The sequence below is a fragment of the Rhodoluna sp. genome, from assembly GCF_036721215.1.
GTDB lineage: Bacteria > Actinomycetota > Actinomycetes > Actinomycetales > Microbacteriaceae > Rhodoluna.
Genome location: NZ_DAIMLM010000003.1, coordinates 15,253 through 32,575 on the forward strand (window position 1 = coordinate 15,253; position 17,323 = coordinate 32,575).

Annotated in this window: 15 protein-coding genes, 1 other RNA gene, 1 pseudogene and 1 riboswitch; of the genes and pseudogenes, 7 read left to right on the forward strand and 10 right to left on the reverse strand. The window is 48.9% G+C overall.

Annotated elements, in window-relative coordinates; genetic code table 11:
• Nucleotides 1–18: 18 nt before the first annotated feature.
• Complete coding sequence (gene typA, locus AC9UCN_RS05310) at nt 19–1,929, reverse strand: translational GTPase TypA (protein ID WP_509524594.1); 1,911 nt, start codon at nt 1,927–1,929, stop codon at nt 19–21.
• Nucleotides 1,930–2,058: 129 nt separating this feature from the next.
• Nucleotides 2,059–3,714, reverse strand: coding sequence for an ABC transporter ATP-binding protein (locus AC9UCN_RS05315; RefSeq protein ID WP_509524596.1), 1,656 nt, complete (start codon nt 3,712–3,714; stop codon nt 2,059–2,061).
• 47 nt (nt 3,715–3,761) lie between these two features.
• Here AC9UCN_RS05315 and AC9UCN_RS05320 point away from each other — a divergent pair, with 47 nt between their 5' ends.
• The gene (locus AC9UCN_RS05320) at nt 3,762–4,355 is read left to right on the forward strand and encodes a PH domain-containing protein (protein WP_509524599.1); all 594 of its coding nucleotides are present in this window, start codon (nt 3,762–3,764) and stop codon (nt 4,353–4,355) included.
• Here AC9UCN_RS05320 and AC9UCN_RS05325 read toward each other — a convergent pair.
• The 3 genes from AC9UCN_RS05325 to AC9UCN_RS05335 all read right to left on the reverse strand — a co-directional run bounded on the left by AC9UCN_RS05325 (nt 4,345) and on the right by AC9UCN_RS05335 (nt 8,883).
• Nucleotides 4,345–5,415 carry an ABC transporter permease gene (locus AC9UCN_RS05325; RefSeq protein WP_509524601.1) on the reverse strand — a complete coding sequence of 357 codons (1,071 nt, stop codon included), beginning with the start codon at nt 5,413–5,415 and terminating at the stop codon, nt 4,345–4,347. The two genes, AC9UCN_RS05320 and AC9UCN_RS05325, sit on opposite strands and share 11 nt — an antisense overlap.
• 11 nt (nt 5,416–5,426) lie before the next feature.
• The gene (locus tag AC9UCN_RS05330) at nt 5,427–6,965 is read right to left on the reverse strand and encodes an ABC transporter permease (protein ID WP_509524604.1); all 1,539 of its coding nucleotides are present in this window, start codon (nt 6,963–6,965) and stop codon (nt 5,427–5,429) included.
• 127 nt (nt 6,966–7,092) lie between these two features.
• Nucleotides 7,093–8,883 (reverse strand): ABC transporter family substrate-binding protein, encoded by a 1,791-nt coding sequence (locus AC9UCN_RS05335; RefSeq protein WP_509524606.1) that lies wholly within the window; start codon nt 8,881–8,883, stop codon nt 7,093–7,095.
• Between the two features lie 172 nt (nt 8,884–9,055).
• Between AC9UCN_RS05335 and AC9UCN_RS05340 the strand changes: the two are divergent.
• Nucleotides 9,056–9,343 (forward strand): annotated as a pseudogene (locus tag AC9UCN_RS05340) (thiol-disulfide oxidoreductase DCC family protein); the annotation flags it as partial.
• An 18-nt stretch (nt 9,344–9,361) separates the two neighbouring features.
• Here AC9UCN_RS05340 and AC9UCN_RS05345 read toward each other — a convergent pair.
• Nucleotides 9,362–9,532 carry a hypothetical protein gene (locus AC9UCN_RS05345; protein ID WP_509525014.1) on the reverse strand — a complete coding sequence of 57 codons (171 nt, stop codon included), beginning with the start codon at nt 9,530–9,532 and terminating at the stop codon, nt 9,362–9,364.
• Nucleotides 9,533–9,545: 13 nt separating this feature from the next.
• Nucleotides 9,546–9,695: riboswitch (adenosylcobalamin (AdoCbl) riboswitch) on the forward strand.
• Between the two features lie 106 nt (nt 9,696–9,801).
• Here AC9UCN_RS05345 and AC9UCN_RS05350 point away from each other — a divergent pair.
• Genes AC9UCN_RS05350 through AC9UCN_RS05370 form a run of 5 tightly spaced genes read left to right on the forward strand, consistent with a single transcriptional unit; the run spans nt 9,802 to nt 14,680 of the window.
• Nucleotides 9,802–10,776, forward strand: coding sequence for a prenyltransferase/squalene oxidase repeat-containing protein (locus AC9UCN_RS05350; RefSeq protein ID WP_509524608.1), 975 nt, complete (start codon nt 9,802–9,804; stop codon nt 10,774–10,776).
• 2 nt (nt 10,777–10,778) lie between these two features.
• Nucleotides 10,779–11,330, forward strand: coding sequence for a hypothetical protein (locus AC9UCN_RS05355; RefSeq protein ID WP_509524610.1), 552 nt, complete (start codon nt 10,779–10,781; stop codon nt 11,328–11,330).
• Nucleotides 11,323–12,279, forward strand: a complete 957-nt coding sequence (locus AC9UCN_RS05360) for an energy-coupling factor transporter transmembrane component T (RefSeq protein WP_509524612.1) — start codon at nt 11,323–11,325, stop codon at nt 12,277–12,279. The genes AC9UCN_RS05355 and AC9UCN_RS05360 overlap by 8 nt, the downstream gene beginning before the upstream one ends.
• On the forward strand, nt 12,276–13,862 hold the full coding sequence (locus tag AC9UCN_RS05365; RefSeq protein ID WP_509524615.1) for an ABC transporter ATP-binding protein: 1,587 nt from the start codon (nt 12,276–12,278) through the stop codon (nt 13,860–13,862). The genes AC9UCN_RS05360 and AC9UCN_RS05365 overlap by 4 nt, the downstream gene beginning before the upstream one ends.
• Nucleotides 13,859–14,680, forward strand: coding sequence for an ECF transporter S component (locus AC9UCN_RS05370; RefSeq protein ID WP_509524618.1), 822 nt, complete (start codon nt 13,859–13,861; stop codon nt 14,678–14,680). The genes AC9UCN_RS05365 and AC9UCN_RS05370 overlap by 4 nt, the downstream gene beginning before the upstream one ends.
• Here the strand turns inward: AC9UCN_RS05370 and AC9UCN_RS05375 are convergent.
• The 4 genes from AC9UCN_RS05375 to smpB all read right to left on the reverse strand — a co-directional run bounded on the left by AC9UCN_RS05375 (nt 14,622) and on the right by smpB (nt 17,315).
• Nucleotides 14,622–15,263, reverse strand: a complete 642-nt coding sequence (locus AC9UCN_RS05375) for a trimeric intracellular cation channel family protein (protein WP_509524620.1) — start codon at nt 15,261–15,263, stop codon at nt 14,622–14,624. The two genes, AC9UCN_RS05370 and AC9UCN_RS05375, sit on opposite strands and share 59 nt — an antisense overlap.
• Before the next feature lie 16 nt (nt 15,264–15,279).
• Entirely contained in the window at nt 15,280–16,245 is a 966-nt protein-coding gene (locus AC9UCN_RS05380; protein WP_509524623.1) for a glycosyltransferase family 2 protein, read from the reverse strand.
• A 158-nt stretch (nt 16,246–16,403) separates the two neighbouring features.
• Nucleotides 16,404–16,773, reverse strand: a transfer-messenger RNA (tmRNA) gene (ssrA, locus tag AC9UCN_RS05385).
• A gap of 68 nt (nt 16,774–16,841) precedes the next feature.
• Nucleotides 16,842–17,315 carry an SsrA-binding protein SmpB gene (gene smpB, locus AC9UCN_RS05390; protein ID WP_509524625.1) on the reverse strand — a complete coding sequence of 158 codons (474 nt, stop codon included), beginning with the start codon at nt 17,313–17,315 and terminating at the stop codon, nt 16,842–16,844.
• Between the last annotated feature and the right edge of the window lie 8 nt (nt 17,316–17,323).

The window sequence follows — 17,323 nt, forward strand, 5'->3', positions numbered from 1 at the left end:
GCAATAACTCTAAATGGTTTAGCTCTCGCTAGCTCGTTTTCTTGCTGAAGCTGCCCTGGCGCGCAGGTTAGGGTCTAATTCCACCTTACGAATCCTGGTGCCTTCGGGAGTTACCTCAACGCACTCGTCTTCACGAGCAAATTCCAGACACTCTTCCAACGACAGCTTTCTAGGTGGCGTTAGTTTCTCAAATTCCTCACTGGAAGACGCTCTCATGTTGGTGAGCTTTTTTTCCTTAGTGATGTTTACTTCCATGTCGTCGGCTCTGGCATTTTCGCCAACAACCTGTCCGGCGTAAACTTCCTCAGTTGGTTCGACAAAGAAAGTTCCTCTATCTTGCAATCCGATTAGCGCGAACGGTGTTACCGCTCCCTGGCGGTCTGCCACTAGGGAGCCGTTGGTACGAGTGACAATCTCACCAAACCATGGCTCGTAGCCTGCAGAAATCGCATTTGCAATTCCGGTTCCACGTGTGGTGGTTAGAAACTCGGTTCGGAAACCAATTAGTCCACGGGATGGAACCATAAACTCCATACGAACCCAACCGGTTCCCTTGTTTGTCATGTTCTTCATCCGACCCTTGCGAGACGCCAACAGCTGAGTGATTGAACCCAAGAATTCCTCAGGCACATCAATGGTTAGATCTTCAACGGGTTCATTTAGCTTGCCGTCGATTTTCTTGGTAACAACTTGCGGCTTACCAACTGTGAGCTCGTAACCTTCGCGTCTCATCTGCTCAACCAAGATGGCGAGGGCTAGTTCTCCTCGACCCTGAACCTCCCAGGCATCCGGACGGTCGGTTGCGATGACCTTGATAGAAACGTTTCCAATAAGTTCGCGGTCCAGGCGGTCCTTGACCAAACGAGCGGTAACTTTGGCGCCTTTGACTCTTCCGGCCATAGGTGAAGTGTTAATTCCAATGGTCATAGAGATTGCAGGATCGTCAATCGCGATTAGTGGAAGTGGTCGGATGTCTTCTGGGTCCGCAAGTGTTTCCCCAATGGTGATCTCTTCAATTCCAGCCACCGCAACGATGTCTCCAGGCCCTGCGGATTCGGTTGGGAAGCGCTCCAACGCCTTGGTCATCAGAAGCTCGGTGATTTTTACGGTCTGAGTTTCACCGTTTTGTCTAACCCAAGCAACCTGCTGACCTTTTTTGATTGTTCCGTTGAAAATTCGAAGCAAAGCAAGACGGCCAAGAAACGGTGAGGCGTCAAGGTTTGTTACGTGGGCTTGTAGCGGGGCATCAGGATCGTATTTTGGCGCAGGAATGTATTTCATGATTGCGCCAAACAGTGGCTCTAGGTCCGCATTGTCTGGCAAGGTTCCGTTTTCGGGTTTGTTGAGTGAAGCAGCTCCAGCTCGGCCCGATGCGTAAATAACCGGCAGATCCAAAATAGCGTCGATGTCGAGTTCAGGAACCTCGTCGGCAAGATCTGAAGCCAGACCTAATAGTAGGTCGTGAGTTTCCTCAACTACTTCGTCGATACGAGCATCTGGTCTGTCTGTTTTGTTAAGAAGCAAGATAACTGGAAGGTTAGCCTCGAGAGCCTTACGCAAAACAAAGCGAGTCTGGGGCAATGGTCCCTCGCTGGCGTCAACCAGCAAAACAACGCCATCAACCATCGAAAGCCCACGCTCAACTTCGCCACCGAAGTCAGCGTGGCCCGGGGTGTCAATAACGTTGATGGTTATTGTCTTGCCTTGAGCTGCTTTACCCGAGTAACTAATTGCGGTGTTCTTGGCAAGGATTGTGATTCCTTTTTCTTTTTCCAAATCTCCTGAGTCCATAAGGCGCTCACCCATGTTGGAGTGTTCACCGAAGGATCCGGTCTGCCTAAGCATCGCGTCAACCAGCGTTGTCTTACCATGGTCTACGTGAGCCACGATTGCAACGTTTCTTAGGTCATCTCTGATTGCCAGAGTCATAAAAACTTCCTCATAATTAGGCGCTAGATAGCTCTCAGGCTTTTTAGCGGATTTTTTGTAGCCCTACTGGATCCAAATAAAGACTGTATTCCTACAAGGACTCAAGAGCTCTTAGTTTAGCGGAACTGGCTAGGGCTTTGCTGAAGACAAACGTAATTCTCGCCTGCTGCGCTGGTCATCAGGGTCCGGAACTGGCACTGCCGCAATCAATCTCTTGGTGTAATCCTGTTGTGGGTTACGAAGAATCTGATTCTTATCGCCCTGTTCGACAATTTCACCATTGTGCATAACGGCAATTCGGTCGGCAAGATAGTCCACAACAGCCAGGTCGTGGCTTACAAAAAGGCAAGCAAAACCAAGCTCTTTCTGGAGCTGTTGGAGTAGCTCAAGAACTCGCGCTTGAACTGAAACATCCAAAGCGCTAGTAGGTTCGTCTGCAACCAATAGCTCAGGTGATAGCGCCAATGCTCTGGCTATTCCAACTCGCTGTCGCTGACCACCAGATAGTTCGTGTGGGTAGCGGTTCCTGTAAGCCATAGGTAACTCAACCTGATTTAGTAGCTCATCAATACGCTTGGCAATTTGGGTTTTATCCATGGTTTTTGACAAGACCAACGGTTCAGCAATTGATTGAGCTATGGACCATCGTGGGTTCAGCGACGAGCCTGGATCTTGGAAGACAATTCCAAGCTTGCTTCGAAGTTGCTGAAGCTCAGACTTTTTCGTCTTTGAAATATCTTTCCCGGCCACAATGAGTGATCCGGACTTCACGGGAAGCAGTCCAACCGCAGCGCGACCCACAGTTGTTTTTCCAGAACCACTTTCTCCAACCAAGCCCAAAACTTCGCCCTTGCGAATTTCGAGATTAATGTCCTTGGCTGCTAGAAAAGCTGGGACTCTTCCACGCTTTGGATACTCAACACGAACATTGTTGAAGCTCAAGACCAAATCCGTTGTGGAGGCAGGTTTTGCTGCCACTGCTTTGCCTTGCCCGAGGGAAGGAACAGCGCCAAGAAGTTCTTTGGTGTAAGCCATCTTTGGCGCCTTGTAAATTTCTCGAGCCGTTCCTTGCTCGACCATCTCTCCATCTTTCATGACCAAGACCCGATCAGCAAGGTCCGCCACAACGCCCATGTCGTGCGTGATCAAAAGGATTGCGGAGTTCAGTCTGGTGTGCAGTTCTCTTAGTAGATCCAAAATCTCAGCCTGAATTGTTACATCCAGCGCGGTCGTCGGTTCGTCGGCAATCAAAAGCTTTGGCTCACATGAAATGGCCTGGGCAATCATTGCGCGCTGACGCTGACCGCCGGACAACTGGTGCGGATAAGAGTCAAAGGCCTTAACTGGATCCGGTAGGTCCACCAGAGTTAGAAGCTCAATAGCGCGCTCCTTAGCTACCTGGTTGGTCATGTTGAAATGAACTCTCAGAGTTTCCATAATCTGAAAACCAATTGTGTAAACAGGATTCAAAGCCGTCATCGGCTCTTGGAAGATAACTGCAATTCCGCTTCCGCGAATTTCGCGAAGTCGCTTTGCCGACGCGTTCATTAACTCCTCGCCGGCAAGGGTCACGCTCCCAGACACCCTGCCATTTTGTGGCGTAAGGCCAAGTAGCGCCATCGAGCTGGCGCTCTTTCCAGAACCCGACTCTCCAACGATGGCCAAAACTTCGCCGCCGGAGATTTCATAACTCAAATTCTTGGCAGCAGGAATCCACTCGCCTTCTACCCAAAAATCGACACCCAGGTTCTCAACTTTCAGAATTACCTTGCTATCTTTTGCCATTAGCAGCATTCCCCTCTATGGCTTGCAAGTTGTGTGAGACTTGGAAAATGGATGCTCAAACCCTGTATTCCAGATCTGGTCGCATAATGGCTAGTGCCGGATTCGTCTTTGCTCTTTTTGGAATAACCGCTCTGGCCATAGATTCTTGGCTCCTGCTTGCAACAAAGTCTTGGGTATACATATGGTTCGCCTATTTTGCTTGGCTGCTGTTTTGGAACCCCAGTGTGAAAGTTAGCGACGAAGGGGTTGTTGTTGACAACATTTTCAAGACCCACAAACTGAACTGGTCCGCGATTACTCGAATCGACACAAAGTACTCTCTGACCCTTGAGACCAAGGAAAGAACCATTCAAGCTTTCGGCGCCCCAGCCCCATCCAGATACGCCGGCTTCATGGCTAACAAAACCGAAGCCGAGCACCTGCCCGAAAGTAGCTTCGTCGGCAAGGGTTTGGTTAGGCCTGGAGATTTGACCAGCAGCGATTCCGGTGTCGCGGCATACAGCATCAGAAGTCATTGGGAAAAACTCAGAGACCTCAACAAGCTCAACGAGACTTCTTCTGTTAAATCCAATTGGGTTCTTTGGCGAATAGTTGTTTTTCTCTGCTTGAGTGCCGTTGCAGTGGCTAGCTTTATTTTTTAACATTTTCAGCTGCCTTTCTGCCAGCACCAATGCGGCCGATGGCTGCAAAGATTCCGTCAGTTTTGACGTGGAATCTGCGTTGGCGAGGGTCGAAAGCATCTCTCAGGCCGTCTCCGATGAAGTTTACGGACAGGGCAATGATGATGATGAACATACCTGGCCACCAGAACAACCAAGGACGAGTAGAAAACGCCTCCTGATACTCGGAGATGATCTGTCCTAGCGAAATGTCAGGTGCGGTAATTCCAAAGCCCAGATAGCTAAGGGAGGACTCAAGCAAGATTGCAGCACTCATCAACAATGTGGTGTTGACGATTATGACTCCAATTGCGTTTGGCAGAATGTGCTTGAAAATAATGCGCCAAGGCCCGGCCCCGGCAACCCTCGCGGCATCAACAAACTCTCGTTCCCTGAGAGACAAGAACTCGGCTCTAACCAGACGAGATAGCCCAGTCCAAAGGAAAAGACCTAGGAAGAACGAAAGAAACAGTGCACTTCCGCCACCAAATGCCTTACCAACTACAGCACCCAAAATCAGAACTGGAATGATGATGATGACATCAGTAAATCTCATCAACACTGAATCAATCCAACCCCTAAAGAATCCTGCGATGGATCCAACCAAAACGCCAATTGCGGTTGTCATAATTCCGATAACAAACATGACGGTCAGAGACTGCTGGATACCGCGCATCACTCGAGCGAATACATCCTTGCCCAATGTGTCTTGACCAAATGGGTGGTCTCCAATGGCGAACGGAGATAGCGAAAGGGTTGGAGTTCCGCCAGGGTTTACAAGGTCGTAGTTTTCAAACCAGTTGTATTGCCACCAACCAGGAATCCTAAAACCGTCAATAGCAAAGTTCCCAGACTCATCAACAATCAACTTTCCGGTTCCGCCAATTACTGTTCCCACAGATGTGAAGGAAATGATCGTGATGAGAATAATCGCGATTAATCCTGCCAATGCACCTTTGTGCTTGAAGAACCTTCGGCGAATCAGTTGCCCTTGACTAACCCCTGCCGTGCCGGGGGTTGGGAGATTATCCATTTGACTCATGCGCTTGCTCCCTACGTCAATCTAATTCTGGGGTCAAGCGATGCGTAGGCAATATCCGCTATGAGATTGAAAACTACCGCCACTAATCCGGTGATCAGAAACACACCCATCACCAGATTCAGATCCAGTGCATTAAGGCCGCCATTGAACAAAGAGCCCATCCCCTGCCAAGCAAAGATTCTCTCTGTAATGATTGCGCCTCCGATTAGTCCACCAATGTCAAAAGCCACAATGGTGACAATCGGAATCATCGCGTTACGGAAAGCGTGCCTCATGATTACGGTTCTCTCCGCCAACCCCTTGGCCCTAGCTGTTCGAACATAGTCCTGGTTCAACACCTCTAGCAGGCTTGAGCGAGAGTAACGAGTGTATGCAGCCAGAGACCCAATTGATAGGGCAATTGTTGGAAGGAGTAAGTGACCAAAACTATCTAGCATCTGGAACCACATGTCCCCTGGCAAGTTGGGAGTAGTGGCACCAATTGTTGAGATGATTCCACTTGCCTGAGGAATCATGAGTTGATAGTCAGACCAAACCTGAAGAACGCGATCAATGATCACAAAACCAAGGGTCAAAATACTTATGATTCCAGCTGCCCTTGTGATTTGCTTGCGATCTTCTCCGCCAAATACAGCCCCTGCAACCATGGCAACACCGACAGCTAAGGCAACCAAAACCAGCAACGTCCAAAGTTCTGGGATAAAGAAGAACAGGAACTGAAGCGGGTACCAAACTGCAAGCCAGAATGCCACGACTGAACCTGCAGCAAAGAGCATCCCACGGTTTTGGAAACCAGTTGTCAAAGAAATCACGATTGCAGAAATTACTACCCCGCCGAGAATGATTCCAATAATTCCTAGTGACGGTTTTTCAAACCACCCAAGAAGAAGAAGTGACTGTAATCCAGCGAAGGTAATAAAGCTCACGCTCAGTAACACTTTGAGTCTTCGAATCCCATTTCCACCAACGACACCCATCCATATAGCTCCCGAGGCGACGGCTATGACCAGCAGCAACCAAAAAGGAATTTCTGGATTACCTAGGAATTGATTGAATCGAATCGCGCCCCACTCCTTGAGCAAAACTGCGAACCAGAAAATAGGAAGGGAGTAAAAAACAAATGTCATGAAGGTTACGGTGTAGTCGTAGCCGCTGTACTGACGAAGCGCAGTTGACATTCCAATGGCAACTCCCAGCACAATTGCAACAATGGTGGCCAAGGTAAGCAATTGAACTGTGGACACAATCGCACCCGCTATAGCTTCTGCGACTTGCTGCTCACCTCTAGAAACGGATATTCCTAGATCACATTGGCCGATAAAACATCCTGCAACTCCGGCTAACCAACCGAAGTAGCGGAGGACAGGAGGGGTCTCTAGATCTAAAGCTTTTGTCAGGTAAGCAATTTTGTCCTGAGCGGAAGGATCGCTAGAGCCACGAAGATCTAACAGAGGGTCACCCGAGTATGCCGTCAGCACGTAAACAATGAATGATGCAGCAAGAAGAACCAACAAAGTGGCAAACAGTCTTCTGACGATAAAAGCCAGCACCTTTACCTCCGTTAGTTTTTAATTACTATCGAGACTCTACCAACTCTAGCTAAGTCAAAATCCCGAAAAAGCGAATTCCGGCTGGCAACCTAAGTTGCCAGCCGGAATTAGATACCGCTAAACCAAGTTACTCAGATTCGGTAACTGGTGTCCACTCCCAGAAGTTCCAGAAGTAGTTTGGCGATAGTGGGCTTGGCTTCACGCCAGATACCTTTGCGCTGGAAACAGTCAGTCCAGGGAACTGGAAGATTGTGGTTCCATATGCATCCGCAATTAGGTTCTGCTCGATCTGAAGCATCAAATTAGTTTGCTCTTCTAGATCGGTTGTGACGTTAAGCGTTGCCAATAGTTCGTCAACCTTTGGGTTAGCGTAACCGTTGTAGTTACCACCCTTAGCTAGCGGGTCGGTGTAGGACTTGAAGATCTGGTCCGAACCGGCCACTGCCAAGCTAGTTGACTGCCACGCGAAGATAACTGCATCGTGTGGGTTGATTGGCTCAACTGTTGGGTCTGTGAACATCCAGTCTGGCTCATTGGTGTCAACGACGTTGAATCCAGCAAGCGCGGCTGACTTCTGAATCAGCTCAAGCTCCTGTGAACGACGTACGTTTCCAGTTGGGTACCAGAACTTGACGTCAACTGGAGTAGAAACTCCAGCTTCCTCAAGTAGGGCCTTCGCACGTTCGATGTCTAGATCACGTACGTCAGCTGCACCGCTCTCAGCGACAATCGCGTTGTAACGCTCTGAACCAGGAATGGTCAAGAACGATTCACGAACTGTTGCGTTCGGGTTCAGTGGCTTGATGATCTTCTCGATGATCTCGTCACGAGGGATAGTCAGCAAGAATGCCTGACGAACCTTTTGTGCAATTGACTCATCGCCATCGTAGGTAGCTGGGTCGAATGGACCTCCGTTGTTGAAGGTTAGGTCGACGTGCTCGTAAACGGCCTCGTCACCCTGGTGAATTGTTGCACCAGTGCTAGCGGCAATCTCCTTGGCAACGGTCAACGAGTCAGCTGTTGGCTGTCCAGTAGCGATGTCAATCTCACCGTTCTCCAAAGCCTGTAGCTGAGCGATGAAGTCCTCAATGAAGCGGACGGTGATGCGCTCGAACTTAGGTGATGGTCCCCATGCGTAAACAGGGTTGGTAACTAGTGTGATGTACTGATCCTCAACTACTTCTTCGATGATGTATGGACCACTCGATAGGTACTGAAGTGGGTTCGAAGGAAGAGATGTGAACTGGTAGTCCTCGTTCCAGCTCTTCGCAACAGGAGCTAGCCAAGCGTCATCCTCGTTCTGGATTGCTTCAATTAGCAACTTCTTTGCTTCTGCTGGATCGGTGATGTCTGGGTAAGCAAGCATCACAGTTCCGTGGGCTGGCATACCAACACCGAAAGCAAGCTCCCAGTCAACGTATGCGTCGTCATAGACAAGAGTCAGTGAGCGGCCATCGATTTCAGGAGTCTGGGTGACTAGGTCAAGACCAGATGTAGAAGCCGGTGAGAATGCTGCATCTGTGTCTGCAAATTTTCCAGAGCTTGCGGCCCAGGCCAATAGCATGTCAGCTGCGTCAATCTGAGTTCCGTCAGACCACTTGACACCGTCGTTGATGGTGTACTTAACAGTTAGAGGTTCGTCAGAAATCTTCTCGAATGTTCCGTAACCAGTGTCCTTGATCAACGCAGGTGTGTTGTCGTAGTACTGGAAACCAGAGTTTGTCATGTAGGTAATGTTTGCGTTCTTAGTCGCGTTACCTGCAGACGAAACAGTGTTGTAGTTATCAAATGCTTGGTTAAAAGCAACTGTGATCGTGGTTCCTTCTACTACCTGAGACTCGTATGGCAATGCACAACCGCTCAAGGTAACAGCAACCACGCTCATTAGGCCTACTAGACCCAATCTGCGCTTCTTCATGTTTCTCCTTTTGTCTAATTCATTGATTCAACTGGCTGATGAATTGATCATCAACTACAGCTAAATACTGGTTTCTCGAGTGTATAGGCATTACCCGCCGGAGGATAAAGGGAACTTCGAATGGTGTCTAAATCGTGATAATCAAAAGCCTGGGGCAATCTAGGCTAAATGAGTGAAGCAAATCCTGATCTACGACGGTGACTGCCAGTTCTGCCGTCTCAGCCTGGACTTTGGAATCAGAAACCTCTCAAGATTCCCTAAATTTGCGGCCTACCAAAGGATTGACCCAAGCCAATATGGCCTATCCCTGACCGATGTCTCTTCTCAAGTGTGGTTAGTGGATCCTTTGCCAACGCTGGTCAAACCGCTAGGCGGTCACCTAGCTGTCGCCCACATCCTTCTAGACCAGCCTGAGTTTTACTGGAGGTGGCTGGGGTTTGTCATGAAAACTCCCCCCTTTAGCTTCGTCGCTGACCTCTTATATAAGTGGATAGCCAAAAATCGCCACCGGCTTCCTGGGGGAACCAAAGCTTGCAAGCTCGAGGACACCTTCGATGGGGTCGAAAAGGGCTAGGGCCATGACCCAGCCACAGAAGACGATTCGGCCCTGCATGGACTCCGGACCCTTGGCTAGCTGGTAGATTCTCATTTACAACCGAAGTTTGGTTGTAGCTTTTGTTTCCTTTTGGGGGAAGTCGGTGAAAATCCGACGCTGACCCGCAACCGTGAGTTGATTATCAACAAGTCGGAATGCCCAAGTGGAAATAATTGGCTCCAAATATACCGTCGAGGTCTACGGGTGGAGTCGGGTAGCAACTTACTCGATGAACCCTTGAACGTTTCGCTAGAGATGTTTTCAAGGGTTCTTGTGTTTTTGCCCCGCCTTCGCATCTAACTTCCAAATGCGAAAGGTTCCAAATGAACAAGAAAGTAACTCCAAGGGTGCGAAAAATCGTTGCACTCTCATCAGCCGCAATAACAGTTGCAGTTCTGGTTGTCCTCCTAGTTTTGAGCATGGGTGGGACGCAGTCCAAACACTTGGCAACAGCCCAGTTCCTCAAGTCCCAGTTTGTACTTGGAGAGTATCTAGAGGGTTTCTCCCCTGGTGTTCCCGAGTACGGATTCTCGCTAGAAGCGGTTTCTCAACTTAGCCAAACAAGAGAAGTCGATTCCTCTATTGCTATTAAGTTCCTTTTGGAATCAGAGCCTGACTTCTTATACTCATCCGAAACCGGGGAGATCATTCCAGGTCTTGCAGGTAAGTACTTGTTTGCATCGAAAGTTACTGGCGCTGCAAATGGAGCACAAACACAAATGGTTGTTGGTTCCCTTAGTGAGCTGATCCAAGAAGATGGCACTTTGACTGTGCCTACCGCAAGCACCTTTGACTATGCCTGGATGAGTCTGGGTCTTTACGCCCAGGATCAGCAGGAAATGGCAAAGAGTGTTGCGGCGGTTCTTCTAAATCTTGCCAGAGAGGACGGGGGTTTTGGTTTTGATAATTCAGAATTCACAACTGCTTCCAGCACCGACGCAACCGCCATGGCCATCATGGCCCTTGAGCTATCCAAGGATCTAGACCCCGCGCTAACGGCCACCAAGCAAAGCTCCATCGATGCGGCCTTGGCATACCTAGATGCCGGTTTGGTTGATGGAAGTCACTTTGTGGCATTTGACGCAGTTGACGTTAACGGAACCGCTCTTGCTCTAATGGCGTATCTGGCAACACGTGGTGAGCTAAACGAAAATGTCCACGCATACCTAGTTGCCCAGATTCAAGAAGATGGTGGCATCGGCTCACCTTGGGTGGAAAACGCCGGTGACCGTTTTGCAACTGCTCAGGGTTACCTCGCTCTTGAGGGCAAGAGTTACCTAACTCTTCTAGGTAAGTAGTCATGCGCTCCAGGGCAAGACTTATTGTTCTTAGCGCACTAATTTTGTTAGTGGTCGCTGGGAGCGTCTTGTCCTGGGCACTAGAAAACAATGTCATCGAGACTACCTCTGCTAATCAGGTTGAGGTTAGTTACAGCGAAGGTGCCTGTGAGCAACCTGGAGTCACAATAGTTATTGACTTTGGAGATTCCGCGGAGCGTGATCCAATCCTTCGTTGCGCGAATGACTTTGTTGGCAACGGTTGGGAAGTTTTTCAAGCGACAGCAATTAATGTTTCAGGAACTAACCAGTACCCAGTTGGTTTCGCCTGTCGCATTGAAAACTTCCCGCCAAGTTCTGAGCAGAACTGCATAGACACCCCCAAATATTCCGAAGGCAGTTGGGGATATTTTGTTTTCACAGAAGAATCAGGTTGGCAAGTAAGTCAGGTTGGATCAGCGGCCAGGGATGCGCAGTGTGGGTCGGCAGAAGGTTGGCTCTTTATTGGTCCAGGTCAACAAGATGCTGGATTGTTGCCAAGACCGATTCCAGAAACCGTAGGTTGCGATGGCTAAGCGCTTTACTGCCAGCACAGCAAGCCCTCTGACCTGGTGGTTACTTGCAGTAACCATGGCAATTGTTGCGGGGATAAGTCAGAGTGCGCTGATTCAAATCTTGATTTGTGCAGCCGCTTTGATTGCAATTTTGATTTTTCGAGAAGAAGTACCCTGGTCAAGATCCGTTAAGTTCTATCTTTTTCTTGCTGGGTTTGTAGTCATCGCGAGGGTGCTATTTCGAATTGTCTTCAACATTCAAAACCCTGAGGACATAACTGCCTTAGATTTACCTGGCTTCTCGGTCAACCTGGGTTTTGGCCCACCAGTTGAACTTTTTGGAGCAATAGGTATCCAGGCCCTAACGGGGGGTGCAACCGATGGTTTGCGATTAGCCGCCATCATTCTTTCCATTGGGATGGCAAGTTCCCTTGCAAATCCGAGAACTCTTCTAAAATCCACTCCCAGCGCGCTTTATGAAATCGCCAGTGCTATTTCTGTTGCAATCAACCTCGCGCCGCAAATGATTTCTAGTCTGCAAAGAGTTCAGAAAGCTAGGTCTCTGCGCGGGCGAAGCAAAGGACTCGGATCGATGGCAGGAACAGTTATTCCGGTTCTGGAGGACGCCATCGATTCGTCTCTGTCGCTTGCAGCAAGCATGGACTCCAGGGGGTTTGGGAGAAGAGGTAGCTTGTCGAAACCGCTTGTTATAGGAGCCAGATTGAGCTCTCTGATTGCGGTCGGGGCTCTATCCGTTGGAAGCTTTGCGTTACTAGTTGGGCAAACCCAAACGCTGGGCTGGGTGTTGATTGCAATCGGAATAGTTTCAAGCTTCGCGTCTATTCGGATTAACTCCAAGTCTCAGATCAGGACCAGATTTGAGCTAGTGAAGTTGCAGTTCTTTGACGCTTTGATTTTGTCTTTGTCTGCAATGTTGCTGATTGCCGCAATACTGGGGTGGTTTGCATGATTGCGCTTCGCGATGTGAGCTTTGGATATGCCGGAACAGAAAGACCAGCTCTATCAAGGGTGAACCTTGAATTTCTACCTGGTGAGTTCTCGCTGGTTTGCGGCGCAACAGGGAGCGGCAAATCAACGTTGCTTCGAATCTTGAATGGTCTCGCGCCACATTTCACTGGCGGTTCTCTCTCTGGATCACTCGTTATTGACGGTATAGAAGTAACGGGATCAAAACCACACGAGCTTGCAGCTCAAGTTGGTTTTGTAAATCAGCAGCCTGAGTCTTCATTTGTTTCGGACACTGTCAAGCAAGAGTTGGTCTATGGGATGGAGCAGCTTGGCTTTAGTCGCGACAAGATGGCAGATTCACTCAAGCATGTAGCGAAACTTCTTGAGATTGACGATTTACTTGATAGGCCACTTAGCTGGCTTTCTGGAGGACAGCAGCAAAGGGTTGCTATCGCCTCTGCGCTAGCAGCTGGGCAGAAAATTCTCTTGCTAGATGAGCCGACTTCAGCCCTTGATCCCGAAGCCGCAGCTGAGATTGTTGCTGTGCTCAAGTCGTTAGCTCACGAGCACGGAATCACAGTGATCCTTGTAGAACACCGAATCGAACGGGTAATTGAACTTGTGGATTCAGTTGTCATCGTTGCAAACGATGGTCTTGTTACCAAAGGAGGTTACGAGCAGTTCGATAACTATCATCTGGTTCCACCAGTGATTGGACTGTCAACTGAGCTCTCGTGGAATCCAGTGACAGTAAGCGTTTCTGCCGCCAAAGCAAATTGGGAGCGTGGCCCACAGCCCTGGAAGCAACTGGTGAATGAGAATTTGAGCGAAACGGTTGCTATGGAGGTAAATGATCTATCGGTTAGCTACGACGAACTAGACGCGGTGTCCAAAGTCTCTTTTCGAGTTCACGCCGGAGAAGTTGTCGCGCTAATGGGAAAAAATGGCTCAGGAAAGTCTTCGGTTCTCTGGGCTATACAAGGTGGCGGAAAACGATCAACGGGTTCTGTCAAAACACAGTTTGGCGATCCAAAGTCACTCTCTGCTGACGAAAGGCTTTGCGTCTTGACTCTTGTTCCTCAGAAGGCAGCTGACTTATTGTTTCTAAACTCACTAGCTGATGAGCTTTCAGAATCTGACAAGTTTGCACAGGTAACGGACTCCGGCACTTCCAAGATATTTGAATCGCTAACTGGAAGGTTAGATCCGAAGATTCACCCGCGAGATCTTTCCGCTGGACAGCAACTGGCTCTGGTTCTAGCTCTTCAGTTGGTGAAGGGGGCTGGGATATTGCTACTCGATGAACCAACTCGCGGTTTAGATTACGCGGCCAAAAGATTCCTTGCCAAGCAGATTAGAGCATTACGTAAAGAAGGCAAGTCGGTACTGGTCGCTTCCCATGATGTGGAATTTGTAGCTCTAGTTGCCGACAGGGTTCTAGAGCTAGAAAGCGGAAAACTGATTTCGGACAAATTGACCACTGTTGCTTTAGGAATTGGGTCATCACATCCCACACAAATCAGTCAAATAACTGGTCAGCCCGGATTGTTGACTTTGAGTCAAGTAGAAAAGGTCCAGAAGTGAATACCTTTTCAGGAAAATGGATTTCCAATTTGAGCATTCTGGTTGCCGGAATTGGATCCGTGCTTATGTTCTCCTGGCCATTTTTCATCTCTGGTGATTCCGCTGTTGAGGCAGATGTAGCGCAAGTGGTGTTTATTGCTTTGATGCCTGTAATGCTGGTCTTGATTTTGGTTGAAGTGGCAACTGGTGAGATCGGCTCCAAGCAGATTGCCTTACTAGGAGTATTGATTGCCCTCAATGCTGTTATTCGTTTACTTGGCGCTGGAACAGCAGGAATCGAGACTGCCTTTTTCCTCATAATTATTGCTGGCTACGTTTTTGGTTCAGGTTTTGGATTCTTGCTTGGAACTGGTTCGCTGCTGGTGTCTGCCCTGATTACCGGTGGGGTTGGACCTTGGCTTCCGTTTCAAATGATGGCAGCTGGCCTGATTGGAATCGGAGCGGGCCTGCTTCCAAAGTTTGGCTCCAGAGGTGCCAAGCTGGCCGTTTTGATTGTGTACGCAATTCCCGCAAGTTTTGCCTTTGGTTTCTTGATGACTCTGTGGAACTGGCCATTTCTTGCTGGCAGTGAATCATCTATTTCTTACCTTGCCGGAGCCGGTGCAATTGAAAACCTGATTCGCTTTCTTCAGTTTCAGATTTTTACCGGAGGGTTGATCTGGGATTTGGGAAGAGCTGTAACAACGGTTGCGCTAATTGCAATCACCGGACCGCTACTTTTAGGAAGTTTGCAGCGAGCCGCAAGTAAAGCGGGCTTCGTTAAGCCTTCCAAGCAGGAAGACGCCAACCGAGCAAAAGCGCCAGGACTCTCAGGGTAATTGTGAATAGTGCACCGATTGCCACGGCGATGAACGGGTCTATAGCTAGGTAGTTCAAGCCAACAACAACCCAACCTCCAGTAAAAGCTATAACCGAGTATGGAATGTGATCGCTGAAAGCCTTTGGTATTTCGTTAACAACAATGTCTCGGAGAACTCCTCCAAAAATTGCAGTCAGTACACCCATGATCACAGCGATGATTGCGGGCACTTGACCATCTAGGGCGAGCTGGGTTCCACCAGCTGTAAAGGCTCCAAGGCCAACCGCGTCTGGCCACTGCATGGCTTGCTGAGTGGGCTCGAGGTGTCTGGTCCTCATGAACACAAGGGCAACTAGACAAATTCCAATAAGCACCCAAACCCAAGCAGAATTCTCAATCCAGAAAAATGGTCTACGGTCTAGCAAAATATCGCGCAAGGTTCCTCCGCCAAATGCGGTCAAACCCGAAACCGTTATCATGCCAACAAGGTCTAGTCTTTTTCGAGCCGCTTCAATAAGTCCCGAAAGCGCAAAAGCGAAGATGCCGATTACTTCAAAAAGAAGCGTTCCATTTACAACTAACCAGCCGGTGAAATCTAGCAAAGCTCAGACCAGGTCTTTACCACTCGAGGTTTTGCCTATGCTTTGGCCTGGTTGGGACAGCTGAAACATCGTGACTTACAAAAGCCAACAGTAATTGGAAGCCAAGGATCAAAGGAACTACAGAAATCATCACAGTTCCGGTGCTTGCCGTGATGCCGTTGGTGAGCGTGTTGTTCAAGGCACTAAGCCCCGAAAAGACTCCGAACCACCAAAGCAGCATTCCAAGCGGCAACTCAATTGAAGCCGCAGAAATGTCTCTTAGGTAGTAGTTATAGAAAAGTCTTTTGTGAAAGTTCTTAAAGTGCTTCCAAGGAAACTCCCACAATGTTTTTACGATGCTAAGGTTGCTCTTTTCGTTGCCGTATCTTGCAATCATCGGCACGTCCCAAACCACAGCTCGGTAGATGCTTAACCTAAAGAGAATGTCGGACTCGAAAAAGAATCTCTTGCTCAGCATTGCCAAGGGCATAGCCTGCAAAGCATCGCGATGTATTGCGGTGTATCCATTAGTTGGATCCGTGATATTCCAATAGCCGGTTGAAATCTTGGTTAGTAAGGTAAGTCCAGCATTTCCAAACAGTCTGATGCCAGGCATCTTTGACAGCCCGGTTAGGCTATCGAAGCGATCACCTTTGGTGTAATCCGCGCGTCCGGTAACAATTGGTGCAATTAGGTCTTTGATTAGCGCGGGATCCATCTGGCCATCGCCATCTAGCTTCACAACAATCTGGGCATCCGATTCAAGCGCCGCTCGATAACCGGAAACTGTGGCCCCTCCAACACCCTGATTTTCGGGGTGGAAGATGACTTTCACCCTAGGGTCCTTGACTTCCCGTTCAACAAGTTTTCCAGAACCATCTGGGCAGGCATCGTCAACTATATAAATGTAAGAAACCTCGGGGCCGATTTCCCCAAGAGTTTGAACAATGTGCGCGGTTACCTTGTAGCAAGGAATTACAACCGCAACAATCGGCTTAGTCATCAATACCCAATCTTGTTTTCAAGAACCCCCGCTGTGGATCCTCTTCGTCTTTCAATAAATCATCGAAACACAACTAACCCAATTTTAGGCCACTTAGCTATGGCAAGGTAGGTCAGACAAACAACAAAACCCAAGGTTTCCCTTGGGTTTTGTTCACATGGTGGAGATGGGGGGAATTGAACCCCCGTCCGATACTTGGATTCTGACTCTTCTACGGGTGTAGCTTCAATACTGCTTTACTCGGCCCCGGTCATAACTTGAAGCGATCTAACCGACGAGCCCAGCCTGAGTGCAAGTCCCGAGCAACCCTAAGGCGTAACTGCTCAGCAAGATTTCTAAATGACGCCAGTACCTAAAACGAAATCAAATTTAGGCTGACGGACTTTGTGGCTAGCTTATGCAGCTAGGGCAAAGTCGGTGCTCTTAGATTTGGCACCTATAGTTTGCAAAGGACATTAACGAGTTGACTTTGCATTCTCGACCCGCTTCATTCAGTTTCTGCAAATACCGTCGAAACCGGTCATCCCCATGTTTAGTTATCAACTGACTTTATGTCAGGACAACAGTCTAACCGCTGGTTCAGACAAAAGATACGGCTACCAATCCTTGCCCTTGGTGGACATGGCTCTGGCTGCTTCACGCTTATCTTGTTGCTCTTTTAGAGCCTGCCGCTTGTCGTAGTCCTTTTTACCCTTTGCAAGGGCAATCTCAACTTTTGCCCGACCGTCCTTGAAATACAGCGAGATCGGAACCAATGTAAAGCCAGATTCCTTGATTTTTCCAACTAGCTTGTCGATCTCAACGCGGTTCATCAAAAGTTTGCGCCGTCTTCTAGTTGAGTGGTTATTCCAAGTTCCCTGAGTGTATTCAGGGATGTGAACATTTTCGAGCCAAGCCTCGCCGGATTCGATGGTGGCATATCCATCCACCAGGGATGCGCGACCAGCCCGCAACGACTTCACTTCAGTTCCAGTTAGGACAATGCCAGCTTCAAAGACATCTTCGAGGTGATAGTCGTGACGGGCTTTACGATTGGTGGCCACCACTTGCTGGCCACGCTCTCTCGGCACGATCGACT